This window comes from Vibrio sp. 10N.247.311.14, assembly GCF_041467715.1.
Classification (GTDB): domain Bacteria; phylum Pseudomonadota; class Gammaproteobacteria; order Enterobacterales; family Vibrionaceae; genus Vibrio; species Vibrio crassostreae_C.
Map to the genome: position 1 here is coordinate 29,429 of NZ_JBFSVE010000030.1, position 24,531 is coordinate 53,959.

At 43.5% G+C, this 24,531-nt stretch carries 27 protein-coding genes; 13 read left to right on the forward strand and 14 right to left on the reverse strand.

The window, feature by feature from the left end:
- The first annotated feature begins 176 nt into the window (after nt 1-176).
- The 3 genes from AB6F11_RS12560 to dcuC all read left to right on the forward strand — a co-directional run bounded on the left by AB6F11_RS12560 (nt 177) and on the right by dcuC (nt 3,205).
- Entirely contained in the window at nt 177-872 is a 696-nt protein-coding gene (locus tag AB6F11_RS12560) for a winged helix-turn-helix domain-containing protein (protein ID WP_017072311.1), read from the forward strand.
- Nucleotides 865-1,371, forward strand: coding sequence for a hypothetical protein (locus AB6F11_RS12565; protein ID WP_102398573.1), 507 nt, complete (start codon nt 865-867; stop codon nt 1,369-1,371). The genes AB6F11_RS12560 and AB6F11_RS12565 overlap by 8 nt, the downstream gene beginning before the upstream one ends.
- 466 nt (nt 1,372-1,837) lie before the next feature.
- Nucleotides 1,838-3,205 carry an anaerobic C4-dicarboxylate transporter DcuC gene (gene dcuC / locus AB6F11_RS12570; protein WP_016788598.1) on the forward strand — a complete coding sequence of 456 codons (1,368 nt, stop codon included), beginning with the start codon at nt 1,838-1,840 and terminating at the stop codon, nt 3,203-3,205.
- 169 nt (nt 3,206-3,374) lie between these two features.
- Here dcuC and AB6F11_RS12575 read toward each other — a convergent pair whose 3' ends face one another.
- Both AB6F11_RS12575 and narQ read right to left on the reverse strand, forming a co-directional pair.
- On the reverse strand, nt 3,375-4,007 hold the full coding sequence (locus AB6F11_RS12575) for a response regulator (protein WP_017062609.1): 633 nt from the start codon (nt 4,005-4,007) through the stop codon (nt 3,375-3,377).
- A complete protein-coding gene (gene narQ, locus AB6F11_RS12580) occupies nt 3,994-5,724 on the reverse strand; it encodes a nitrate/nitrite two-component system sensor histidine kinase NarQ (RefSeq protein WP_104216305.1) in 1,731 nt (576 codons plus the stop codon). The genes AB6F11_RS12575 and narQ overlap by 14 nt, the downstream gene beginning before the upstream one ends.
- Nucleotides 5,725-5,977: 253 nt before the next feature.
- Here narQ and napF point away from each other — a divergent pair, with 253 nt between their 5' ends.
- From napF to AB6F11_RS12610, 6 genes are all read left to right on the forward strand, one after another.
- Complete coding sequence (gene napF / locus AB6F11_RS12585) at nt 5,978-6,457, forward strand: ferredoxin-type protein NapF (protein ID WP_017067052.1); 480 nt, start codon at nt 5,978-5,980, stop codon at nt 6,455-6,457.
- Nucleotides 6,458-6,480: 23 nt separating this feature from the next.
- Nucleotides 6,481-6,786 carry a chaperone NapD gene (locus AB6F11_RS12590; RefSeq protein ID WP_017062612.1) on the forward strand — a complete coding sequence of 102 codons (306 nt, stop codon included), beginning with the start codon at nt 6,481-6,483 and terminating at the stop codon, nt 6,784-6,786.
- Entirely contained in the window at nt 6,783-9,272 is a 2,490-nt protein-coding gene (gene napA / locus AB6F11_RS12595) for a periplasmic nitrate reductase subunit alpha (protein WP_104216304.1), read from the forward strand. Before AB6F11_RS12590 ends, napA begins: the two co-directional genes overlap by 4 nt.
- A 109-nt stretch (nt 9,273-9,381) precedes the next feature.
- Complete coding sequence (locus AB6F11_RS12600; protein WP_104216303.1) at nt 9,382-9,837, forward strand: nitrate reductase cytochrome c-type subunit; 456 nt, start codon at nt 9,382-9,384, stop codon at nt 9,835-9,837.
- Nucleotides 9,838-9,866: 29 nt separating this feature from the next.
- Nucleotides 9,867-10,448: a NapC/NirT family cytochrome c gene (locus tag AB6F11_RS12605; RefSeq protein WP_170964248.1), complete on the forward strand. Its 582-nt coding sequence runs from the start codon at nt 9,867-9,869 to the stop codon at nt 10,446-10,448.
- An 11-nt stretch (nt 10,449-10,459) separates the two neighbouring features.
- Nucleotides 10,460-10,597 (forward strand): TIGR02808 family protein, encoded by a 138-nt coding sequence (locus AB6F11_RS12610; protein WP_010430103.1) that lies wholly within the window; start codon nt 10,460-10,462, stop codon nt 10,595-10,597.
- Nucleotides 10,598-10,771: 174 nt separating this feature from the next.
- Here AB6F11_RS12610 and phaC read toward each other — a convergent pair whose 3' ends face one another.
- The 5 genes from phaC to AB6F11_RS12635 form a co-directional block, all read right to left on the reverse strand.
- Nucleotides 10,772-12,598 carry a class I poly(R)-hydroxyalkanoic acid synthase gene (gene phaC / locus AB6F11_RS12615; protein WP_104216302.1) on the reverse strand — a complete coding sequence of 609 codons (1,827 nt, stop codon included), beginning with the start codon at nt 12,596-12,598 and terminating at the stop codon, nt 10,772-10,774.
- 75 nt (nt 12,599-12,673) lie between these two features.
- Complete coding sequence (locus tag AB6F11_RS12620; RefSeq protein WP_017062616.1) at nt 12,674-13,021, reverse strand: phasin family protein; 348 nt, start codon at nt 13,019-13,021, stop codon at nt 12,674-12,676.
- A 130-nt stretch (nt 13,022-13,151) separates the two neighbouring features.
- Complete coding sequence (locus AB6F11_RS12625) at nt 13,152-14,363, reverse strand: acetyl-CoA C-acetyltransferase (RefSeq protein WP_102320772.1); 1,212 nt, start codon at nt 14,361-14,363, stop codon at nt 13,152-13,154.
- Between the two features lie 26 nt (nt 14,364-14,389).
- Nucleotides 14,390-15,130, reverse strand: coding sequence for an SDR family oxidoreductase (locus tag AB6F11_RS12630; RefSeq protein ID WP_017062618.1), 741 nt, complete (start codon nt 15,128-15,130; stop codon nt 14,390-14,392).
- Between the two features lie 529 nt (nt 15,131-15,659).
- Nucleotides 15,660-16,343 carry an SH3 domain-containing protein gene (locus AB6F11_RS12635; RefSeq protein WP_017069149.1) on the reverse strand — a complete coding sequence of 228 codons (684 nt, stop codon included), beginning with the start codon at nt 16,341-16,343 and terminating at the stop codon, nt 15,660-15,662.
- A 96-nt stretch (nt 16,344-16,439) separates the two neighbouring features.
- On the opposite strand from AB6F11_RS12635, the gene AB6F11_RS12640 reads away from it, so the two are divergent.
- Nucleotides 16,440-17,015: a hypothetical protein gene (locus tag AB6F11_RS12640; RefSeq protein WP_104216301.1), complete on the forward strand. Its 576-nt coding sequence runs from the start codon at nt 16,440-16,442 to the stop codon at nt 17,013-17,015.
- Nucleotides 17,016-17,284: 269 nt separating this feature from the next.
- Nucleotides 17,285-17,527, forward strand: coding sequence for a hypothetical protein (locus tag AB6F11_RS12645; RefSeq protein WP_017062621.1), 243 nt, complete (start codon nt 17,285-17,287; stop codon nt 17,525-17,527).
- A 169-nt stretch (nt 17,528-17,696) separates the two neighbouring features.
- Here AB6F11_RS12645 and AB6F11_RS12650 read toward each other — a convergent pair whose 3' ends face one another.
- Nucleotides 17,697-18,155, reverse strand: coding sequence for an Lrp/AsnC family transcriptional regulator (locus tag AB6F11_RS12650; protein ID WP_017062622.1), 459 nt, complete (start codon nt 18,153-18,155; stop codon nt 17,697-17,699).
- 149 nt (nt 18,156-18,304) lie between these two features.
- Between AB6F11_RS12650 and AB6F11_RS12655 the strand changes: the two genes are divergently transcribed.
- Nucleotides 18,305-19,234 carry a DMT family transporter gene (locus AB6F11_RS12655; RefSeq protein ID WP_104216300.1) on the forward strand — a complete coding sequence of 310 codons (930 nt, stop codon included), beginning with the start codon at nt 18,305-18,307 and terminating at the stop codon, nt 19,232-19,234.
- Between the two features lie 158 nt (nt 19,235-19,392).
- On the forward strand, nt 19,393-19,857 hold the full coding sequence (locus AB6F11_RS12660; protein WP_017064489.1) for a hypothetical protein: 465 nt from the start codon (nt 19,393-19,395) through the stop codon (nt 19,855-19,857).
- Nucleotides 19,858-19,905: 48 nt separating this feature from the next.
- Here the strand turns inward: AB6F11_RS12660 and AB6F11_RS12665 are convergent, their stop codons facing one another.
- The 6 genes from AB6F11_RS12665 to AB6F11_RS12690 all read right to left on the reverse strand — a co-directional run bounded on the left by AB6F11_RS12665 (nt 19,906) and on the right by AB6F11_RS12690 (nt 24,285).
- A complete protein-coding gene (locus tag AB6F11_RS12665) occupies nt 19,906-21,279 on the reverse strand; it encodes a HAMP domain-containing sensor histidine kinase (protein ID WP_104216299.1) in 1,374 nt (457 codons plus the stop codon).
- 66 nt (nt 21,280-21,345) lie between these two features.
- Complete coding sequence (locus AB6F11_RS12670) at nt 21,346-22,077, reverse strand: response regulator transcription factor (protein WP_050648356.1); 732 nt, start codon at nt 22,075-22,077, stop codon at nt 21,346-21,348.
- A gap of 81 nt (nt 22,078-22,158) precedes the next feature.
- Nucleotides 22,159-22,839: a spondin domain-containing protein gene (locus AB6F11_RS12675; protein ID WP_017072230.1), complete on the reverse strand. Its 681-nt coding sequence runs from the start codon at nt 22,837-22,839 to the stop codon at nt 22,159-22,161.
- A gap of 9 nt (nt 22,840-22,848) precedes the next feature.
- Entirely contained in the window at nt 22,849-23,544 is a 696-nt protein-coding gene (locus tag AB6F11_RS12680; protein ID WP_104216298.1) for a spondin domain-containing protein, read from the reverse strand.
- Complete coding sequence (locus tag AB6F11_RS12685) at nt 23,537-23,677, reverse strand: hypothetical protein (RefSeq protein ID WP_017067451.1); 141 nt, start codon at nt 23,675-23,677, stop codon at nt 23,537-23,539. Before AB6F11_RS12685 ends, AB6F11_RS12680 begins: the two co-directional genes overlap by 8 nt.
- A gap of 266 nt (nt 23,678-23,943) precedes the next feature.
- Nucleotides 23,944-24,285 (reverse strand): YggL family protein, encoded by a 342-nt coding sequence (locus tag AB6F11_RS12690; protein WP_017062629.1) that lies wholly within the window; start codon nt 24,283-24,285, stop codon nt 23,944-23,946.
- Nucleotides 24,286-24,531 lie beyond the last annotated feature (246 nt).

A 24,531-nucleotide genomic window follows, 5' to 3' on the forward strand; every position in this document is an offset into this window, starting at 1 on the left:
CAAGCACCTGAAACCACATTAAACAACCTCAAAAAGGTTTATAAGGGAATATAAAAAGAGGGATAATCAAACAAATTCAATTATTTAAACATAAAATAAGACAAAGTGAGTGAGTTTATATTTATAGTGGTATTTGTTATATTTAAGTGAGAACGCTTATAACAATGAGAACCCAGATGTCTGCTGAATTTATTATCAATGATGATATACAGGTCAATTTAGAAGAGAGTGAAATCCATCACTTTAAGACAGGTCGTACGTACCCAATAGGTTCTAACGAATCAGAGCTACTTAAGTTTTTTATCTCGAGACCCAATGAGGTGATCACGCGCCAAGTTCTTATTGAACAAGTGTGGGTGTCTAAAGGTATCTACGTTGAAGATGGCAGTCTAATGCAAACCATCTCGATTTGCCGAAAAGCGTTAGAAGATAAGAGGGGGATGATCATCGTCACTGAGCGCGGTAAAGGCTACCGATTTGCAGGACAAGTGACACAAGACAAAGAACGCGCGCTGCGTATAGTTCAATCGCAACCAATACAAGAAACGAAACAACCTGAAGACAACACAGCGCCAGACAGATCACCAACCGCGGCTAAGAAAAAAACAAGTAGTGTACTAGCACTGATTGTATTATTTGTAGTGACTGCAGGTTTATCCCATTATCTGTTTTCTTATTTAGATAGAAATAGCCTAGGCGAAGATCTCGTGGGTCAACATTTTATCTCTTGTAAAATCGAATCCGACGAGTTCACTTTTAATGAGTTATTCAACGTGACGCTTTACGAATATAAGGGAAAAAAAATCATCATCGATAATTCAGGAAAATCTCTGAGCTTCCCAAGTGAATTTAAAGGAGTGACTTGTGAATAAAGAAAAACAGATCTTCGTTGCAATCGCCATAATCGGTATTATGGCCGGATGGATGACAACCTTTATTCCTCAAAGTTATCTTAAAGGTCATTATTTATCCAACACAGCCTCGGTGGTCAACCCACAAGAAAAAGTCATTTATAATCAAGCTGCCGTTAATATCGAGTTTAAGAAGAATAACAGCTATGAATTGTTATATGTCTCTACGAAAGAAGCTGGCTTTGCGTCGTCAGGTACTTACGTGGTAACCCAACACGACATTTCTTTAGACGAGACTCAACATGAACAAATCATACCAAATAGAGAGCTCACATTTTACGAAAAGGTGATGATCAGTGAAGGTGCAGTGCTTTCTTCAGATACCATGGCTTATATCCCACTAAATAATGATGAATTATTATTGGTCACTCAGCGCGGAATGATTCACTTCTGTAAAAAAGTAATATGTTCTGACCTACCTGCTTACTCAAATGCAGATCCTGAATTGAACATTAACTAATCGGCTAACTATCAACTATTTCGGTCAGTAGCTGTACTTAAGCCAATACGTTAGGACCTATGCATTTCCACATCAATTCAACCCTCGCTGAAGCCTACTTAACTTTCCGTTCCCAGTCGGCTTCAGTTCATAAACTAATCAGATATCATGTAAAAGCACACATTTCTCTTTATTTTTGTACGTTAGGCCCCAAAAGTCATAGATTTATAAATCCACAACTTTGTATGCAACTCCTCACAATCAAAGGTGATCCAAGTTATATTCTAACAAGCCACAAAATTTGTTTATTAACATCTAAACAACAGTAGTTATTCACGATTTACAACCACAATTAACATCGAAAAAAATGTTTGTCTTAGATCATATCAACCTCAACTATGCCTCGTGCCACAGTGCAGTTTTCTGTACATTCATTGTCATATTCTGAAACACTTTCTTATATTTTTTAAACTTTGTGGAGATTTCTATGTTAGAGCTCTTGATCGGATTAGTGATTACTATTGCTGTTGGTTACTTTATTGTAAAAGGCTATAAAGCGGCGGGTGTATTACTAACTGCTGGCCTTGCCCTACTTCTTATCACCGGCCTTATTGGTCACACAGTCTTACCAGCTAAGGTAGCTTCAACAGGTAACATGGTTACCGACTCACTAGAATTCGTTAAGTACATGCTTCAGTACCGTGGAGGCGGCCTAGGCATGCAAATCATGCTTCTTTGTGGCTTTGCTTCTTACATGACGCATATCGGCGCAAACAATGTGGTAGTAAAACAATTCTCTAAACCGCTTGCTGCTATCAAATCTCCATACGTACTTCTTGTTGCGGCTTACATCGTAGCGTGTCTAATGTCTCTAGCAGTAAGTTCTGCAACAGGCCTTGGCGTGCTATTGATGGCAACCCTATTCCCAATGATGACGGCAATGGGTATTTCTCGTCCAGCAGCGGTGGCGGTTTGTGCATCACCTGCAGCAATCATTCTTTCACCAACGTCGGGTGATGTGGTTATCGCAGCAGAAAAATCAGGTATGTCTCTTGATGTGTTTGCTGTTCAAACGGTACTGCCTGTTTCTATCTGTGCGATCATCGTGATGGCGGGTGCGGCTTTCTTCTGGAACAAATACCTAGATAAGAAAGAAAACACGCCAATGGAAAAAGTAGACGTTTCAGAAATTGAAACGAATGCGCCGGCTTTTTATGCTGCTCTTCCATTCTTACCTATTTTTGGAGTATTTCTATTCAACGGTCGTACCATTCCGGGCCTTTCACTTGATATCTACACCATCGTAGTAGGTTCAATTTTCGTGGGCGCTGTTATCGATTACGTTGTGAAGAAGTTTGACGGCGAAAAAACACTAGAAGACCTAGATTCTTGCTACCAAGGTATGGCCGAAGCATTTAAAGGCGTAGTAATGCTGTTGGTTGCGGCGGGCGTATTTGCTCAGGGCCTAATGTCTATCGGTGCAATTGATAACCTAATCGGCCTTGCTGAATCAGCTGGCGCTGGCGGTATCGCATTAATGCTTATCCTGACTGGTCTAACAGTTGCTGCTGCTATCGCGACAGGTTCTGGTAACGCGCCATTCTATGCATTCGTAGAACTGGCTCCGTCACTTGCTGCGAAAATGGGCTTGAACCCTGCGTTCCTAATCATCCCAATGCTTCAAGCATCGAACCTAGGCCGTACAATTTCTCCTGTTTCGGGTGTAATTGTAGCGACTTCTGGCATGGGTAAAATCAGCCCGTTTGAAGTCGTTAAACGTACTTCAGTACCAGTAATCTGTGGTCTTATCACGGTGATCTTCGGTACGCTTGTTCTAGTACCAATGGCAGCTTAATTGTCAGTAAAACAGACATGATTATTTGGATATAAAATGCCCTAATAAAAAGGCGCTGAACTTAGTAAGTTCAGCGCCTTTTTTAATGTCACTTTCTCACATCGTCAAAACTATCGAGACATGTATAAACAGTCAGGCTTGAAATAGTGTTATCTCAAAGGACCAAGCCCTACTTCATTTCACCATAGCGTTCTAGATACAGAACCGTGGCAGCGGTACGGGAAGGCACTTGCAGCTTTTTCAGTAGACTCTTCATATGTACCTTAACTGTCGATTCAGAAATGAACAGGTGATCAGCGATCTGCTTATTGCGGTAACCTTTCGCGACTTCTTGAAGGATCTGCATTTCGCGTTCAGTCAGTTGTTCGAAGATATCATTGCGGCTTCCAGCATCATTTAGGTAACGAGCAACCACACTGCTGTAAGCCTTGTCACCGCTGTGTGCTTGCTTAAGCAGTTCAATTAACTCATCGGGTTCAGTGTCTTTCAACAAGTAGCCATCAGCGCCTGCTTTTACAATCGCTTCAATGTCTGCAGGGCTATCAGAAACCGTTAGAATAACAATGTTTGCGCTAGAACCGTCAGTGCGAAGTGCTTTCAAGGTATCTAAACCAGACATGCCCTTCATATTGAGATCCAAAAGGATCAAATCAGGTTCTTCTTCATGAGCAAGAGCAACCGCTTCAGTGCCGTTACTTGCTTCTGCAATCACTTCGAATTCGTCTTCAAAGCTCAGTAATTGGCTTATACCTCTGCGCATCAATGGATGATCATCAACCAGCATTACTTTACAAATCGTCAACTTTAACTTCCTTCAAACTTTTATATTTCAATATGACTGTACAGCCTTCACCTTGCGCCGCTTCAATCGTCAAGTCGCCATTCAGTCTTGCCGCACGCTCCTGCATAATGCTCATCCCGTAGTGGTTCACCTTGGAACTACTTGAGTCAAAGCCATCTCCATTATCTTTTATCACGACTAATACTTCACCGTCCTCATCGATACAGCATACATCTATCAAGTCGGCATTGGCGTGTTTTATTGCATTTATTGTTGCTTCACGAATCAATTGAAGCAAGTGAACCTGACTATGCGCATCAAGCTCGATCGATGAGAGATTATTAGTGAGGTTAATCTTCGCATCGGTTCTCTCGCTGAGCGCCTCAAGCATGGTACTTAAGGCGTCTCCAAAGTTGCCCTCTTTAATGGTCAACCTAAATGTGGTGAGTAGCTCTCTTAACTGGGTATAAGCGTCGGCTAAGCCGTTTCCGATCTCAGACGCGATTTGTTCAGATTGCTCTCGGTGCTGTTGCTCTGGCAGTTTGCCAATCACACGCTTTAATAGTGTAACTTGAATTTTCAAGTACGACAGTGATTGAGCCAATGAATCGTGGAGTTCACGTGCAATCGTGGCACGCTCTTCCATGATAATAAGCTGTTCAGCTTTCTTTTGAGCACGATTGTAGTAGATCGCTCTCGATAGCAGTTGAATGAAGCTTTCGATCAGAGCTTTAGTTGAGTGCCCGTGGTGATATGAACAGTATAAATAGCCGAGAATAAGTTCGTTATCGTCGAGTTTCATCTCAAACTTTTCGTAGTCTAAATTCGAATCGTAACCTTCATCCATAATCAATGAACGGCCTGAGTTATCGACAATCTCGAGCCTCAGTGATCCAATCCCTTCCAAGCTCACGAGATGCTGCAAGATAGCTCGGAAGTTTTCAGGAGCAATACGCGTCACCGTGAGCTCTTGTGACGAGTTATAAAGTGCCTGCAGCGACTGGTTCGCATTTTGCAGCTCAATCGTCTTTGCATCCACCACATCTTCAAGGTTTCGATAAAGCACGCCTAAATCTTTGGCCATCGAGTTGAAGGTTTTGGTCAAAATGCCCATTTCGTTGTTACTGGTCACCTTGAGTTCTACCTCGAAGTCGCTGTTTTTGATTCTTTGGCTCGCACCGACAAGAGCATGTAGCGGTTTAACAACCTGTTTACGTACAAAGTGAACAACAAAAAGAGATATGACCAGAATCCCACCAAGGCCGATACCACCAGCCCACGCTAACTTTATTAACTTGTCTTCAGAGAACTCTTGCAGCTTATAAACGAAGCCATCGATTTCAGCCACGAAGTTTTCAACCAACACGAGATAGTGATCGCGCTCTTCGCTATTCAAGACCTGTTTTAGCTCATGCCAACGGCCGATAATTAAATAGTAATCTTCTGTGATGTCTGTCGGAACATTCCAACTGACCAAATTAGCCATGGATGGCGAGTAAAGAGAACTTTCGAATTCACGAATATGAGATTCATAATCGACAGATTCTATTTGAATATCATGGGCTAAACGGTAGCTTTGCATTCGCATTGAACCGGCCACGTTAACCGCTTCCGCATCATTCAAACTTGAAGCCAAAGTAAAGATGGCAAAGCCAGTCGTAGCAACCGACAACAGCAGTATAGAGAGCAAAGATTTTGCTATCGTACTTGTTACAGATGAAACCGGTTTTATAAGCAAAAGTGCCTTCCTATTGATAAATGACTTGCCAGCGATATCGTATTGTCACACATCAAAAATCATAGCTCCATTCAATATGTGATCACTCGCTCCGTAATTTATTGATCTAAGACAATATATGCCCCCAATTAGCCCTTAGGGGGTATTTATACAATTGTTTCTAAAACTACACTACTTGTGAGGACTCATTACAAGATATTAATAGAATAATGACCTACAATTACAACATCTTAGTAACATCTATAGGTATCTAATGGTAGATCTATCAAAACGCCGTCTTTTTTCTAGACGAAAAGTTGACTCAAGCCAGATTCGTTTGCCTTGGATTGACAGCCTAGAAAGCTTTACAGATGACTGTACTCGCTGCGGTAAATGCATCGAGAGTTGTGAGACTAAGATAATCATTGTAGGCGATGGTGGTTTTCCCACTGTAGATTTCTCTATTGATGAGTGTACGTTCTGCTATCAATGTGCAGATGTTTGTCCCGAACCCATTTTTAAGCCAAAGCAAGGAGAGCCTTGGCAAGCAAAAGCACAAATCTCTGATAAGTGTTTAGCGCAACAAAATGTTGAATGCCGAAGCTGTGGTGACATGTGTGAACCTATGGCCATTCAATTTCAACTTAGAGCAGGCAGTGTTGCTCTACCAAAAATCAAGTTAGATGAGTGTAGCGGTTGTGGCGCCTGCGTAGCAATTTGCCCTACTTCGGCTATTCTTGTGAGTAATGCATAAAACAAAAATAACGAGAGCAATTTATGGCACTAAATGAAGTGCATATATCAAGTTTAGTCGTGCATGTGAGCCCTGAGCATCTAAATGAGATCAAAGCGGAGATCGATCAATTCGATAACGCTGAAATCTACGGAGATAGCCCTGAAGGCAAAATCATCGTGGTCCTAGAAACTGAAAACCAAGGTTTTGTAACGGACACCATCGAAGCAATAAACAACATTAAGAACGTTTTGGGGACAGCTTTGGTTTATCACCAAATCGAAACTGGACTCGACGAAACGGATTTAGAAACTGGAAGTAACAATTCTCAACTTGAGGGTGAAGTATGAAAATGACAAGACGTGCGTTTGTGAAAGCAAACGCAGCTGCATCAGCGGCAGCCGTTGCAGGTGTAACTCTACCGGCAACAGCAACCAACCTGATTGCTAGCTCTGATCAAACAAAAATCACGTGGGATAAAGCGCCTTGTCGTTTTTGTGGTACGGGCTGTTCAGTACTAGTAGGTACTCAAAACGGTAAAGTGGTTGCGACTCAAGGCGATCCAGAAGCTCCTGTAAACAAAGGCCTTAACTGTATCAAAGGCTACTTCCTTTCAAAAATCATGTACGGCAAAGACCGTCTAGAACAACCTCTTCTTCGTATGAAAGATGGTGAGTTCCATAAAGATGGTGATTTCGCACCCGTATCTTGGGACAAAGCGTTCGACGTGATGGCTGAGAAATGGAAAGCTTCACTGAAGAAGAACGGTCCAACAGGTGTTGGTATGTTCGGTTCAGGCCAATGGACAGTAATGGAAGGCTACGCAGCCGTTAAGATGATGAAAGCGGGTTTCCGTTCAAACAACATAGATCCAAACGCTCGTCACTGTATGGCTTCTGCTGTAGTAGGCTTCATGCGCACTTTCGGTATTGATGAGCCAATGGGTTGTTACGATGACTTTGAACACGCAGACGCATTCGTACTGTGGGGTTCAAACATGGCAGAAATGCACCCAGTACTATGGACTCGTATTACAGACCGTCGTCTAAGCCACCCACACGTTAAAGTAAACGTACTGTCTACTTACTACCACCGTTCTTTCGAGCTTGCAGACACGGGTTACATCTTCGAACCTCAATCAGATCTAGCAATTGCTAACTTCATTGCTAACTACATCATTCAAAACGATGCCGTTAACTGGGACTTCGTGAACAAGCACACGAACTTCAAGCAAGCAACGACAGACATCGGTTACGGTCTGCGTGACGATGATCCACTACAGAAAGCAGCCGCAAACCCTAACTCAGGCGAAATGACTGCTATCTCTTTCGAAGACTACAAAGCGTCTGTTGCTGAATACACAGTTGAGAAAGCGTCTGAAATGTCAGGTGTATCTCAAGAAGACCTTATCAAGCTGGCTAAGCAATATGCCGATCCAAACATCAAAGTAATGTCACTTTGGACTATGGGTATGAACCAACATACTCGTGGCGTATGGATGAACAGCCTTGTGTACAACATCCACCTTCTTACAGGTAAGATTTCTACTCCAGGTAACAGCCCATTCTCACTAACTGGCCAACCGTCAGCGTGTGGTACAGCGCGTGAAGTTGGTACATTCGCTCACCGTTTACCTGCCGATATGGTGGTTGCTAACCCTAAACACCGTAAAATTGCAGAAGATATCTGGAAACTTCCAGAAGGCACCATTCCACCGGTACCCGGCGCTCACGCTGTTCTTCAAGACCGTATGTTGAAAGACGGTAAAATCAACGCTTACTGGGTAATGTGTAACAACAACATGCAAGCGGGTCCAAACATCAACACTGAACGTCTGCCAGGTTACCGTAACCCAGATAACTTCATTGTATGTTCTGACCCGTACCCAACGGCAACAGCTCAAGCGGCTGACCTCATCCTTCCAACAGCAATGTGGATTGAGAAAGAAGGCGCTTACGGTAACGCAGAGCGTCGTACACAAGCATGGTACCAACAAGTGAAAACTGTAGGTGAAGCTAAGTCTGACCTATGGCAAATCATGGAATTCTCTAAGCGCTTCACTATTGAAGAAGTTTGGGGTGAAGAACTGGTTGCGAAAATGCCTGAGTACCGTGGCAAAACCATGTACGACGTGCTTTACAAAAACGGCAACGTTGATGCATTCCCACTGTCTGAAGCTCAAGAGCTTAACGACGATGCACAAGCTCAAGGTTTCTACGTTCAAAAAGGTCTATTCGAAGAATACGCAGCCTTTGGTCGCGGCCACGGTCACGATTTAGCACCATACGATCGCTACCACCAAGTTCGTGGTCTACGTTGGCCTGTTGTTGACGGTAAAGAGACACTATGGCGCTATAAAGAAGGTTCAGATCCATATGCTAAGAAAGGTTCTGATTGGGACTTCTACGGCAAACCAGATGGTAAAGCACTGATCATCAATGCACCATACGAAGCGCCACCTGAAGTACCAAACGATGAATACGATATGTGGCTATGTACCGGTCGTGTTCTTGAGCACTGGCACACAGGTACTATGACTCGTCGTGTACCAGAACTTTACAAAGCAGTACCGGATGCACTTTGCTACATGCACCCTGCTGACGCTAAAGCTCGTGGCCTACGTCGTGGTGATGAAGTTCTTATCGAAAACAAACGTGGTGAAGTTCGTGTGCGTGTTGAAACTCGCGGCCGTAACCGTCCACCACAGGGCTTGGTATTCGTACCATTCTTTGATGCAAGAATTCTGATCAACAAGTTGATCTTGGATGCAACGGATCCTCTGTCTAAACAGACAGACTACAAGAAGTGTCCAGTTAAGATCACTAAAGTTGCTTAAGCCCTAGGCTTAGAGAAACGATCTTAAGTATTTAATATTGCGACTACTTTTTCATCCTTTTGAAGAAGTAGTCCTCTCAAAGAATTAGCCTTTAGGCGGAGAAATTAACATGAAAAAACTGATTACTGCCCTACTATCAGCCGGTCTTTTGCTAGCTGGCGTAGCTCAAGCTGAGCTGGATAACCCTGGCGGCATTGGTGGCGTAGAGTCTTTACGTGGTGTAAGTGAGCTTGAAGCAACACGAGCAGCTGACGACTTCAAAAAGTACCCTCGCGACCAAGTGCTTGAGAGCGATTACGTATACCAGCCACCATTGGTACCTCACAATATCCGTAGCTACGAAGTCTCTCTGAACGCAAACAAATGTCTGTCTTGCCACAGCTGGAAAAACGCAAAAGAAATGGGTGCTACTAAAGTGAGTGTAACTCACTACATGAACCGTGAAGATGCGGTACTTGCAGACGTATCACCTCGTCGTTACTTCTGTCTACAGTGTCACGTACCTCAAGCTAATGCTAAGCCACTAGTTGAGAACGAGTTCAAACCTGTAGATTCACTGCGTTAATCGTAGCCGGACTGTAAGAGAGGCTATATATGATAAAATTACTTAAAGCGTTTTGGAAAAGACTTGCGACACCAAGCAAAGCAGCCGTAGGCGTTGTTTTGTTCTTGGGTTTCTCGGGTGGTCTTTTGTTCTGGGGTGCATTCAACACGGGTATGGAGGCAACCAACACGGAAGAATTCTGTTCTGGCTGTCACGCACCTATTGTTGAAGAGATCCAAGAAACGATTCACTACTCTAACCGTTCAGGCGTTCGTGCAATCTGTTCAGACTGTCACGTACCACATGAGTGGACTGATAAAATCGTTCGTAAAGTTCAAGCATCAAAAGAGCTATACGCGCACTTTATTTCTAAGACGATTGATACGCCTGAGAAATTCAAAGAGCGTCGTCATCACTTAGCAGAGCGCGAATGGGCTCGATTGAAAAAGAACGATTCACTTGAGTGTCGTAACTGTCACCAGTTCGATTACATGGACTTCTCAGAGCAGAGCCCTCGTAGTGCGAAACAGCACTCGACAGCGCTGGCTTCTGGTGAGAAAACGTGTGTAGACTGTCACAAAGGTATTGCACATAAACTACCAGACATGCACGGCGTTGAAGGCTGGCAATAAGGAGCGATTGAATGAGTACTTTAGAAAGCGTAATTTGGCACATCCTAGGTTACAGCGCTATGCCAGTTATCATTCTGGGCGGCTTCGCAGGTGTTGCAGCCGTATCTCTTTGGATTTTATCTATGGGTAAAGACAAAGAAATCGATTAAGAATCGACATTGCGTTAACTTTTCCAGTTATGCTTGAGACAAGTTGACACTAAAAAGCCACTGAATTCAGTGGCTTTTTTATTATCTGGCGTTTCTGTTTCCAGCTAGGGGGATGATGAAACCTTAGTAAAGCGACATCGCAGCTAAAACTAAGAAAGCCTTATATAACAAAACCTAGGCTTCGTTTTTCGGAGCTTCTGTGTCAGCAGGCTCTTTATCGACCGCTTCTTGATCAACAATCGGCAGTACCTGTTTTACATAGTTACCTGGTGCCTTGCCAATCACAGGGTTAAGCTCAGAACCTTGATTGAAAGGTTCGATTTTCTCGTCAGTCTCAAAGCCCTGTAACCACTGATCCCAGTGTGTCCACCATGAACCTTCGTTATGGCTCGCATTTGATAGCCACTCGTCAGCAGAATCATCAAGGTTGTCATTCAACCAGAACCCATACTTCTTATTGTCTGGATGATTAACAATACCTGCAATATGACCTGATTCACCCAACACAAAGGTTTTGTTGCCACCTGTGTTCAGTGCACCACGATAAGTCCCCTGCCACAAGGCAATATGATCTTCTTTGGCTGAGATGAAGTAGCTTGGTATTTTGATCTTATTTAAATCAATCCACACGCCGCCGACTTTCACGCCTTTGTCTTGAACGAGTTTGTTCTCCAGATAAAGCTCTCGCAGCAAGAAGTTATGGCACTTGGCAGCCACGTTGGTGCTGTCACTGTTCCAGTACAACAGGTCAAACTCCATTGGGCTGCTGCCTTTTAGGTAGTTATCAATGTAGTAGTTCCAGTACAGACTGTTTTCGCGAAGCAAACTGAACGTCACGCTCAGTGAGCGACCATCCATATAACCTTTGGCATCGTTCTGTTTCTCAATCGCGTTAATGATCGTTTCGTTGATATACGCGCCAACCTCACCCGGCTGCGAGAAGTCCAACAAGGTGGTAAAGAAGGTCGCGGTTTTGATGCGCTTCTTCATGCGCTTCGCCGCGTAGTAAGCAACCGTAGAAGCCAATACAGTGCCACCGATACAGTAACCTGCAGCATTGATCTGCTCTTTACCGGTAATGTCTTCAATCGCCGCTACCGCTTTCACTACACCTTCCGTGACATAGTCACCGAATTCTTGGTCTTTTTGCGCCTCACCCGGATTACGCCAAGACATCATGAACACGCTGTGTCCTTGCTCAAGCAACCAGCGCACCATCGAGTTCTTCTCACGAAGATCAAGAATGTAGTACTTATTGATGAACGGCGGAACGATCAACAAAGGTGTCGCATTCACCTGAGGTGTCTTTGGATAGTATTGAATAAGCTCGAACAGGTCGTTTTGAAAAACAACATCACCTTCAGTATTTGCAACATCAACACCTAATCGAAAGGCATTATTGTTGGTCATACGGATTTTGAGGATATCAGCGCTCGCTTCAACGTCTGCTTGCAGTTGCTCTAACCCATCAAGCAGGTTTTCACCATTTCGCTCAAGCGTCAGTTTCATCAGCTCTGGGTTAGTCGCAATGAAATTGCTTGGAGAGAGAGCATTGATGGCCTGACGTGAAAAGAACGCCACACGCTCTTTGGTTTTCTCGTCGATGCCTTCGATAGAGTTGATGGTATCGATGTAGCTTTTGCTGAATAACAAATAGGATTGCTTGATAAAGCTGTAAAACGGGTCGTTTTTCCACGCCTCGTCAATAAAGCGCTTGTCGCTACGATCTTCAGCTATCACACTCTCGGTGTTGCCCATCAGCGCGGCATTTTGCCAGATCTTGAGTTGCTGCTCCCACCACTGAGATTGTAACTGAAGCAGAACGGCGGGTTGGTTGGCGGCTTGCTCGAAGATTTTTGACGCATCATCAAAATTCAACTCTTGCATCGCTTGATTTAGGGGAGATTGCGCGGCTTCCTTGTTTTGTTCAAAGTTTTCCCACCATTGCTGGTTTGTTTGTTGAAGTTTAACAAGGTAGTCCGAAAAGAAGTGTTGAAACATAACATGACTCCAATAATCGGAAAATCGCCACCGAGCCTCACAGTAAACACTGTGCTGACTCGATGGCGATTTTATTTATGCAGGTGTAACTGTTTTCAAGTTTTCAGTTGTTAGTGTTTCAACATCTTCTTTGAACTCTTTTGCAGCAGCTTGCATTTTTGAGCTATCACTCATCATCTGTTGAGACAATTGAGTTAGCGCTGCTAGTTGCTGGCTGTTGAACGCCGTTAGGCTAGTCACGTCTTTGATTTCAGTCACTGCTTTCATTTGCGCAAGACCCATGTTCGTGTAAGTCTGCATTGCATTCATTTGCAGTTCTGTCATCGTTTGGACGTTCTTTGCAACCAACTTGTTGAACTTTAAGTACGGTTCAAATTGCTTTTCAGTTTGGTCAGTAATTGTTTTGAAAATATCCGTGTACATAAGTAACTCCTGATGAATACATAGTTTAATAAATTTGTGTCACTATCGTTTCAGCCAACGCTCATCGATTAACTCGCGATGCTTTGAAAAGCTGATCCGATATTTAAGCTTGCTACCGATATATCAGGCTCTAACCTTCAATACCTTTTAGCAAAACAGCGGTTCCCATTCCCCCACCCACACAGAGTGAAGCAACGCCATAAGTCGTTTTCTGTTCAAGCATTTCATGGATGAGTGCAACAATAATTCGATTGCCTGAAGCACCTAAAGGATGGCCAAGCGCGATTGCACCACCATTCACATTGACCTTTGGCTTGAACTCATCAAGCGGTAAGTCATGCTGCTCTGACAATTGGTACATTACGCCAAGAGCTTGTGCTGCAAACGCTTCATTCAATTCAAACAAATCTACTTCTTCTAGAGTGAGATTCGCCTTATCAAGCGTTTTAGAAACGGCTTCTACTGGGCCTAACCCCATAATCTTTGGATCTAATCCAGACTGTGCGTAGCTCGTTAGCTCTACCAGTGGTGTCAGTCCGTATTTCGCTACTGCACTCTCTGAGGCTAAGATGATTGCACTCGCGCCATCATTGATGCCCGAAGCGTTACCTGCCGTAACAGACCCTTCACGGTCAAAAGCTGGACGAAGCTTTTGCAGACCTTCGAATGTCGCGTCTGACTTCGGATACTCATCGGTATCAAAAGTGACGGTTTGTCTGCGCTGCTTAACTTCTACAGGCACGATTTGCTCGTTAAACTTACCCGCCTCAATCGCAGCAACGGCTTTTTGTTGGCTTTCTAAGGCATAGTTATCTTGAGCTAGGCGCGAAATATTCAACGTGTTCGCGATATTTTCAGCGGTCATGCCCATGTGGTAGTGATTAAACGCATCGGTTAAGCCATCACCAACCAGTAAGTCTTTCATTGAGATGTCACCCATTTTGTGACCATTACGAACGCTCGCTGGTACCACAAAAGGAATTTGTGACATCACTTCAACGCCAGCAGCAATAACCACTTCAGCATCTTGTGCTTTGATGTGCGCCGCTGCGTCCATCACTGATTTCATTCCGCTGCCGCAAATCATGTTCACGCCGTATGCTGGTGTTTCCTCAGGAAGCCCTGCATAGATGGAAGCCTGACGAGCAACCCCCATGCCTTGACCTGCCGAAATCACGTTGCCGACGATTACTTCATCAATCGCATCTAACGAAAGATCGACAGACTCAAGTGCACCTTTGATCGCAACGCCAGCCAGTTCACCCGCAGATACGTTTTTTAGCGACCCGGTAAATGCACCAATAGGAGTGCGCTTAGCCGCAACAATAAATACTTTTTCCATCATTCCAACCCCTTCAGTTTCGCCAATTACTGCATGTACAAGCCGCCATTCACAGACAATGTTTCGCCTGTAATGTACGCGCCAGATTCACTCGCTAAAAAGCCCACTGCGTCTGCAATTTCAACAGGTGTTGCTAAGCGTTTCATCGGAATTTGGTTCTTGATTGAATCCAGTACTTCAGGCTTCATTTGCTCAACCATAGGAGTTGCTGTGTAGCCAGGGGCAATCACGTTCACGGTTACGCCGCTACGAGCGCCTTCTGCAGCCAAAGCTTTAGAAAAACCAATCATTCCAGCTTTCGCTGCTGAGTAGTTAGTCTGTCCAAATTGACCTTTAAGACCATTGACGGAAGAGATGTTGATGACACGGCAGTTACCTTTCTCACACATAGGAGCGAACAAAGGTTGAGTCACGTTGAACAGACTGTTTAGGTTTGTTTCAATCACGTCTTTCCACGCTTCGGCATCCATCTTTTTAAAGACGCTATCACGTGTAATACCTGCGTTATTGACTAGTACATCCACCGTGCCTTCTTCTTCTAACAACTTGCTTAAGCTCAGCGCACATTCCGCAGTATTGGTAACATCTAATTCAAACAATCTCACTTGATCTTCGGTGAATTGTTTTTCGTTAAACCAATCCAAGGCACATTGGTAATTTCCAGTAAAATAAGTCGCGATAACACGATAGCCGTCTGCAACTAATTTAGAGGAAATTGCTGAGCCGATACCGCCTTTTGACCCTGTAATTAAAGCAAGCTTTTTCATTAATGGTTCCATCCCTTACAAGCAATTAAATAATAATGATGTTAATAAGATAATGTCTTAGCTGATAATTAAACTTTACGTTTTGCTTTAATTAAACCCTACAACTCAAAATCAAAAAGTATTATTACAAATATAAAATATTTTCGTATTATGATTAAAAACTAGACTTGCATCCCAAAATTAATGAAATGTTACGAACATGTAAATTAACGCAAAGCTCTGATATTAATAAGGTTTATTTAATTTTACTTTTATCAACAAGCAGATAAGCCTTTGTTAATACGAGATAAATCTATATCTCCCAGCTTGTTTCAAGAATAATGCAATGTGGGAATTTGAAATGATTGATCACGAGAATAATAATAAAACTATTATTAGAAATTAATAAATGGTTCCTAATAATTCTATATGAGCTTCAATATAATTAACGTTCTAAATGGGGACGATGAGCATTATGAATAGACAAAAAAGCCCACTCAATCTATGAGTGGGCTTAAGTAAATAGCATTAATAAATTGAGCGTGGGATCTTACTTCGTAAATATTTCATTTGTATTTACATCAAGATAAATTTTGTTTTCAAGGGACAACCCACCACAATAAATAAAATAGACATCTCGATTGCTGTACTTAACAGATTTCACCCATCCGCCTAATTCTTCAAAATCACTTGGGGCACACTCCCCCTCAGAGATCAGTTTAGCCACCGAATTACGGAATTTTTCTTGATGGATCTTGAGGTCATCAGACTTAACCAAATAGGAATCCAATATCTCTTTGCTTTCTTTTTCCGAAATAATGACTTCATCATTAGATAAGCCTGACATAGAGACCCATTCCGCCGTCTGTGGGCCGCCTTCTTTAAGGACTATATAGTCTGAGATACGTGCCCATTCGCCTTGTTTCTCGAGTACCACCACCTTTTCCCCTTTATAGAGGTAATCTGTTATCAAGCCATCAATTTCAGGTTGCTCGACCACTTCAAGTTTTCTCTCCAAAACGTAAAATTCCGTCTGCTCGGGTTCAGGCTGAAGATCCATGATGGGTACAAGGTCAGATTCAGATTGCTCGGTAGCTTCTAACGCCGGCTCTTCCGTTTTCTCTTGTGGGATTGGGTCTTTATTCATGACTAAGAAGTAGTATGCCGCTCCTCCCCCTCCGCCCAATATCAACAACACAAGTAAAGCGATCAGCGCTTTTTTCATCAAATCCACCAGCTCTTCCGTTATAGGTATGTCTCAAGTGTACATCAACTCATGCTGCTGCTCATCTATACTCTCAATAGAGCGCACGGTAAGTAGAGGAAAGTCATGAGTTTTTGGGGGAAAGTTATCATTGTAAGCGTAACTTTGAGTGCCAATGTCGCTCTAGCGAATCATTGTGACCGTGAAAACTGGCAAACACTGTTGGATCGTCAGCTCTCTTTTGAAGGTCGCTATAGTCAGTACACCAAAGAGTTCAACCAAGTTCTTTCAACCTATGAGTCACAGACATTGTTATCTAAACACTTTAATGAAAAGCAGATCATTGAGCTTTGGGCAAAGTACGAAGAAAGGTTTAATGTGCAGCTCAATAGTCATATGAATACCGCGTATGACGTCTCCGAGGTTTTGCTACAACAGGCGTATGTTGTGTCTAGTGAACTTGAAGGCGCTGACTCTCTAGCGTATTCATGGCAAGCCGTCGCCAAACACTGCACCAAAGCAAGACTCCCGCGCCAGGCAGAAAGCGCAAAGGTGCACGTACAAAGCTCACAATCACTCTCCCGAGATCTCCATACACTCAGTGAAAAATTCCGTCAGCTGTCTTCAAAATACCACAGAGAAGGGACGATGATTGATGAAGCGCGCCACATAAACCAACCAGCAAACGATGCATCAAACTGAAATCACCATTAGATTCTCTCACTCGTTCGACTGGACTTTTCCGATAAATATGCTCAATCCCATTCATAATATTCTAAGAACTCGTTAATCAAAGCTTTATCAATAGGTTGTAAAAGTAATGTGCTATCTATCAACAATGAAGTTCAATTTCCGACCAATGCAAGCGAGTATGTGAGATATTCATCACAAAATAGATTTACAAACGCCAGAAAATTGTTATCATGAATCTTCATATAACTTAATAACAAGAAACATTTTGGCTAGGTAATATGCAAAAGACTATGGCTTTCAACTGCTTGAGTAACACGGAATGGACTGCAGAGATAAGAGGTAAACTTTTATCTGTAGCTAAACACATGGAAGAGTTCGGTTCAGTAAGTGAGCTAGAGCTATGTAAGATATTTGGAGAGACAATTTGGAATGACGGCGTGGATTATCATTCACATGCTTTTTCATTCAGAATTAATGCACAAACTGGGGATTGTTCAATCTCTAACTTTAAGTATCACTAAGTTTTGCACCTATCATATACGGAGTACCTTTCACGAGGTGCTCCGTTTTTTATTGCCTGAAGCCTGACACTTAATGGATGATTTTTGATATTGACCGCGCTTCTACTTCAGGAGTAAACCATTTCGTTTTCAGCTCATTCTGCCTTCGTGTTACTGCTCAGAGTTTGGCTTAATCGGTATAAATTGGCAGTGGTGCATTGCCTTTTACTTGTCTTATCGCAAGGTGGGTATGAATATCTTTCACGTTAGAGAGCCTTTGAAGTTTTCTTGTAAATGCCTCGTAGGCCATCAAGTTCGGGCTAACCACTTCTAGCAAATAGTCATAAGCCCCAGATACAACGTGGCAACTGATCACCTCTTCCATCTCTACAACAGCCGCCTCAAACTTATCTATCGACACTTCTTGGTGGTTGTTTAGGCTCACCTCAACAAACACACTCATTGCGATGCCGACTTGTTCTCGTGACAAGCTCACACGATAACCGTCAATAATGCCCTTTTCTTCTAGCCTTTTGACTCGTCTTGCACAAGGCGAAGGTGATAAACCCACTTCATCAGCAAGTTCAGCCGTGGTTAACCTGCCATCTTTTTGTAGCAGTTCGAGAAGATGTCTATCAATTCTATCCATAGTAAATGCCAAACATTAGTTAAATCCGTTAATTATTTGGTGAATATTAGCAGAAATTATCAACGATAGTTCAAGTTAGGCCAAAACTTGCCAACCTGTGGCACAACAACTGTTCCATAATGAGTCATCACCCACTCTCCTTCAATATTATGAATCTTGGCTACTTATCTATTACTGTCACCCTACTCATTTGGGCGAGCTTTTTCCTGTCTCTTAAAGGCGGCGCAAATTCAGATTTAACACCTGCAGATATCGCCCTCACAAGATTTCTCATACCGGCTTTGGTGTTATTGCCTTTGATGTGGAAAGCACGCAGCGCGATTGCCGTCGTCCCTAAACGGTATCTAACGGGTATGTTTGTCGGTAGCGGATTGCCTTATCTGCTTGTTGCGGGAACGGCCATGCAGTTTGTTCCGGTCTCACATGGCAGTGCTCTTGTTCCGGGCACGCTCCCTCTGTTCGTCACAGGAATTGCGGTACTCTTTTTTAAGCAACCACTCAGCCGACACCGTGTTGTTGGTTTAGGTTTGGTTTTACTCGGTATACTGTTGTTTTTAGGAAGTAGCTTAAGCAGCTTCAACTTTGAATACACCAAAGGTCATTTATTGTTTTTAAGCGGAAGCTTAATGTGGGCGATGTTCACCATCTCAGCCCGTGTCGCTAATCTTAATGCGTTAGTCAGTGCCGGTTTTATTTCTCTCTGTTCTACTTTGCTTTTACTCGTCCTAATCCTGACTGGAACCCTCCCAAGCCACCTAATGGACACACCAATCGCTAATTGGCCCTTCACGGAGCTTGCCGTTCATTCAACAGTGCAAGGCGTTGGGGCGGGTTTAATCGCTGCGTTCACTTACCTTTATGCGGTTAATACCTTAGGGGCTGAACGCTCTGCCGCTTTTGGCAGTGCAACACCCGCAGTGGCGACCTTGTTGGCGATCCCACTATTCAACGAGATTCCTGATGCGATGACTTGGCTCGCCCTTGGTTCTATTTGCATCGGCAGTTTGGTCGCGAGCAACATATTCATGAGAAACGACCAGTCGATGCAGTACCAACCGCCAAGCCATAGCAAAGCCTGATACTGCGTTCAAACCTAAATACAGTTCCCCTAAGCATCGATTTTAGGGCTTGTAGTACACAGATAAGCCTGCCAACGCAGGCTTATCTAAAATCTGCTTTTTCTAAACTCGCTTCTCCATTAAACTGTCCGACCTTTTTGCAGATCCAAGAGAACACCATGCAACGCGACTACACCTTAAATTGCTTAATCACCATGCCTCGCCATGAACTAGAAGAATTTAGTTTAAGAATGATTCATCGCCTTGTACCTGAAGATGCAATGACGGAATTGTTTACGTTCGAGCAAGAAGAAGTCACCAGCGAAGAACGCATGCAATCAGCGAAATTTGACGCAATGCTTCGAATGACAGCTATCGCGCTTGGTGAAGTAAACCTAGCCTTCTCAGAGTCGGATAACTCGCAACAGAACATCGAGCGAATGACTCGCCTACTGCTTTGGCACTTCTACTCAATTTCTTTCAACCTTGAAGAAGCCATCGCAATCGAAGTGCACTGTGAGAAAGTAGAAAAGATCTTAAAGAACGCACCTAAAGATGCGTTTGGCTGGGTTAAAGAATTAACTGAGCTGCTTCACTTCTACGCGAAAGTGAACGAAGGTAACGAAGACAGAAAAGACGCTTAACGTTACTTCTACGTAAGTATACATCGAGCTAAACGAAGGCAGACAGAGCTATACCGAAGGCAAGTAAAAGCTTTGCTGAAAGGAGTTCTCTGCCTTTGTTGTTTCTAGCACACTGTGATGCAACATCAGTATCGACTGCGCGATCTTGGTTCCTATTCCCAAAGAACCATTCGGCGCTTCCAGTTCAACCTCATTATGAATCACCACCTTCACCCGTTTGGAATCCGCTTCAAAACCAACATCTAACGACACCACAGTGCCACTTGGGCTATGCCTCAATGCATTATCTAACAGATTCAAAATCAACCTCTCAAGCAGATCACTGTCACCCACAGCCTTGATTCCAATAGGCATATTAATGTTCAACTCAACATTTTTATGGCGATATTTGCTTTGTATCGTTTCTAAGCATTCGCTCATCAGCCCATTGAAATCGATTGAAGCGTATTGATATGTGGGTACCGGGTTATCATTCTTGGCGCTATCTAACAGCGAATGGAGCTGTTCAGATAACTTGTTGCCATTGCGATATGCCACATCTATGAGTGGATCCGAATGTGGGTTTTGAATCCTCCACGTTTCTAGATACCCCAATACACTCGACAATGGCGTTTTCAAATCATGACTGAGCTGTAATAAGCTTTGTCTTCGATGTGACGACTGATATTCAAGTTGCAAAAATTGCTGTTGAATGTGCTTCGCCATCAACTGATACGAGCGTGCAATCGGCACCAATTCTGGTACTTGATGAATGAAGTTCGGGTCCAATCGAAAATCTTGCTCTGCTTGTTGTTGCAGCTTGTTGGTTACTGCTTCTATTGGGTTTAACAGGCTACGTTTAACCAATAGATAAGCCCCAACTGCAAAACCCAAAATAGAGATCAGCATGAGCCCCGCGAGTACAATGTATGGCGTGTCGACCTGCGAATTGGCAATCACGGTGTGACGATTACTGCCAATCAAAACGTACAGATACCCGACGGTCGAACCTAGCTCTTCAATCGCTGCTACGGAAAACACCTTACGAGCCCCGGGATTGATCGGATCTTCCCCCAGAATGGGATAAGGCTCGTCGTTTAAAAACTGTTGAATGGGTGCTAAGTCTATCTGGTTGGCTAACACAGTGCCTTCTGGCGCAGCATGAGTCGTAATTTTGCCCTGACTGTCGAGGAAGTAGATATCGAAATCTGGCCCTATTAACATCAAGGTGTGAAATATGGATTTGAGCGCTTTAGGGTTGTAGTCGGTACCAATCATCAGAGGGTTATCATCGCGCATGTGAACCGCGAGCTCTTTATGTAAGCTTTGTTTAGTTCTTTGTTCTATGGTCTCTTTTTGCCAATTATAGGTGTAAGCAATCACCACACTCACGAGCAGAAACCACAAACTGGTGAACAACACTAAACGCGATTTGAAACTCATGTTCTCTCCTCGATGGCTCTTAGGTGTTACTGGCCTTTTAGTAAACTTCGGACGCGACACATAGGCCTAAGCTTTCGACTCAAACTTATAACCAACACCCCAAACGGTTTTAATGAAATCATCATCACTATTCGGCATCGCAAGCTTGGTTCTTAGACGGTTGACTGTGCTACACACGGTATGGTGATAGCCAGAGTGATGAGTATTCCAAACATGATCGAGCAGCTCGTCTTTGCTATACACACGCCCCGGGCGGGTTGCTAAGAAATGAAGTAAGGTAAACTCGGTAGCTGTCAGCGGTACGTCTTGGTTATTGAGTGACACCTGATGGCGTTCAGGTTGAATAGTGAGCCCGCCAAAATTCATAATCGATTCTGCTGTCACAACCTCTTGAGTCGCTGATTCGACATGGCTTAAACGGCGAAGCACGTTCCTCACTCTTGCTTGAAACTCGAGAACGCTGAAAGGTTTCGTTATGTAGTCATCAACACCGGCTTCTAAGCCTGACACCTTATCTAACTCAGCGTCTCTTGCGGTTAGCATGAGTACTGGCGTCCAATCCTCTTGCTGACGCAACATTCGACAGAAATCGAGTCCGTCACCGTCTGGTAAGCCACGATCCAGTACGATCAAATCGAAATGACCCTCTTTATAGAGCGCCTGAGCCTTTTCAATCACATTAGCTCTGATTACGTTATGCCCTTGGAACTTAAGATGCATCTGCACCAGTTCAGCCAAGTCATCATCGTCTTCAACCAACAATATGTTTGCCATCAAATTTACCGCAGCACTATTCATGATCCCTGCTCTATTCTGAGTCCGCCCACCTTTCAATTGACCGGAACAGAGCAGGAATTCTTTCATCGTGCTTTCAACCTGTTACTGAGTTCGAGTAATGGTGATTCTTGCACCGGGGTTAAGGAAACGATGATTTGCACTTAAAGTAGAAGTCGTAAGGCCATCATCTTGGCTGATTACGCCAGAGTGAAAACTCACTATATCGGTGTCGTCTCGTGTGGTATTAAAACCTTCACCACCGCCTGCTGGTCCCGGAATGGTTGCAGCAAGCTCATCGTTCAGCTCAGTTCCCGAATCCCAAACATTCATGTTCATGGTAAAGGTATCACCCACCGCTAATGACTTGAGCGATAATCCGGATTCGCCGACAAACGCATCATTGGTGTTCACCAACATGGAAGCAACTGAGATATACCCTTCTTGATTTGGGTCGACACGAATCGACACCGTGTCTTGCTCACCTGAAAGAATCAGTCCATTGCCTGAGATGCCTTGATAAACATTGGCGTCACTGTCACTGAGCGCAAGCAATTGTGCATTACTACCCCCTTCCGCCAAGTATTCCAGATCGACAGAGGCACTTTGCCCAACTTCAAACAGATCAAAATTCGTATTGTGAGTCAACACCGCGAGTGGTGACATTGGTTGATTGGGGGTGAGGTTAGTAACACTCACATCATAGCGATAGTAATCGTCGTCATCGTCCGGACAACCCGCTAACACAGCTACTGATGCAGCGATAAATAGAATTCTAGCTTTCATACATCCCCCTTACTTCACAACAATGGTGATAGTTGCAACAGGGTTTAACCATCGATGGCTACTGCTATCGAGGTCACTGATGCCGCCCGCCGCATCACCATCACCATCACCATCACCAATGTTACCTGGATGAATATGAACCTTAGCGTTTGATACTGCCGTTTCTACACCTGTGCCACCAGCGCCAAAGGTAATGAATGGAGGGTTCGGCATACTGCCCGCCAGCTCATCATTGGCTTCTGTGCCTGCGTCATAACCATTTAGAGTCGCTTTGTAGGTGCCCGCTTGAGTTGGGATCTTCCAGCTATCTAGACCAACAAAGCCGTCGTTTGTCGGCAGCAACATTGCACCCAATGATAGGTACTCTAAATCACCAGTACTGATATCAAACGTAGTTGCGACGCCTGGATTGAGGATGCCGGCCGCTGGGTTCTCAACCACCACGCCTCCCGCGTTGGCAATGACACCAGATAAACCTGAAATATCGCCACCTTCGGCCATGGACTCTAGTTCCGAAGAAGCCGTTTCACCCGTTCTAAACATGAACAAGCTTGAGTCATGAGCCGCCGCTAAGATAGGCGTAAAGTAGATCCCTTTCGTTGCATTAGTGACAGTGACTTCAAGCTCAGCAGCCTGAACTTGAGCCGCTCCGAAGGCCAACATAGCCGAGCTGATCACTAAGCTGATTTGAGTACGTTTATTCATTTTGATTCCATCCTTTATCGAGTCCTATCGTTGCCAACAAAACGAATAACAGCGATATACCGTTACCTTTGCCAGAACGAACTGTGGTGTTGTTGACTCTAAGAATAACGATCAAATCTATCAGCAACTTCATTGAATTCTCATAAAACTCTCACAAGTTTATCCAAACTTATTACTGCAAATAAAAATAGCGATAAAGTACTAATATTTAATCGAAAAATATCAATTTATCATTTACGTCAGAAGGGATAGAAAAGAAGATAAAGAATAGAAATGGAACGAATAAAACGCAAAAAGGCCGAATCGATTTAACGATTCGGCCTTTATTCTAGCGTACTGTTGTTACTCTTTCCTAAGCCGTATTTGGCCTTTCAATCGAGCTAACAACACAACATCAAATTAGAACGCGTAGTTTGCGTCAATCAGTTCGCTAACTTCCACTTTGCTTACTTCAGCACGAGCTTCAAGCCATTGAGCAACTTGCAGTTGTTCTGCTTCTGTTACTGAACGGTAGCGCTCAATTGAGCATAAGAAACCTTCAAACAGCTCAAGGCCGCCGCCACCAAAGCACAGACCGATGCTGTCGATGAAATCAATGAACTCATCAATGAACACATCGTATTGATCAAAATCAGTAATCGATGTCTTGCAGCTTACTTCAAAACCCAGAATCGCGAATTCACCTAGGTATAGCTTTTTGCGTAGGCGACGATTTTTGTTTTCGATTTTATCTAATTTCATAACTGCCTCTCTTTTCGTTTGATAAAGCATTTATACACAGTTCCACATCAATCCCCAAGAGTTTTGTATTACACAAGGGTGTTAATGGCAAAAATCGTGCTACAGAAACAAAACCTTAATCAAATCTATAAAAATCTGTCACTTAACTGCTTCACGATTAGTCACACATTGACCCAGCTTATTAACCAATTAGTTAGTAGGTGGGTAAGTCATGAATAACGAATAATAAAATCAGCCAATAGGAAG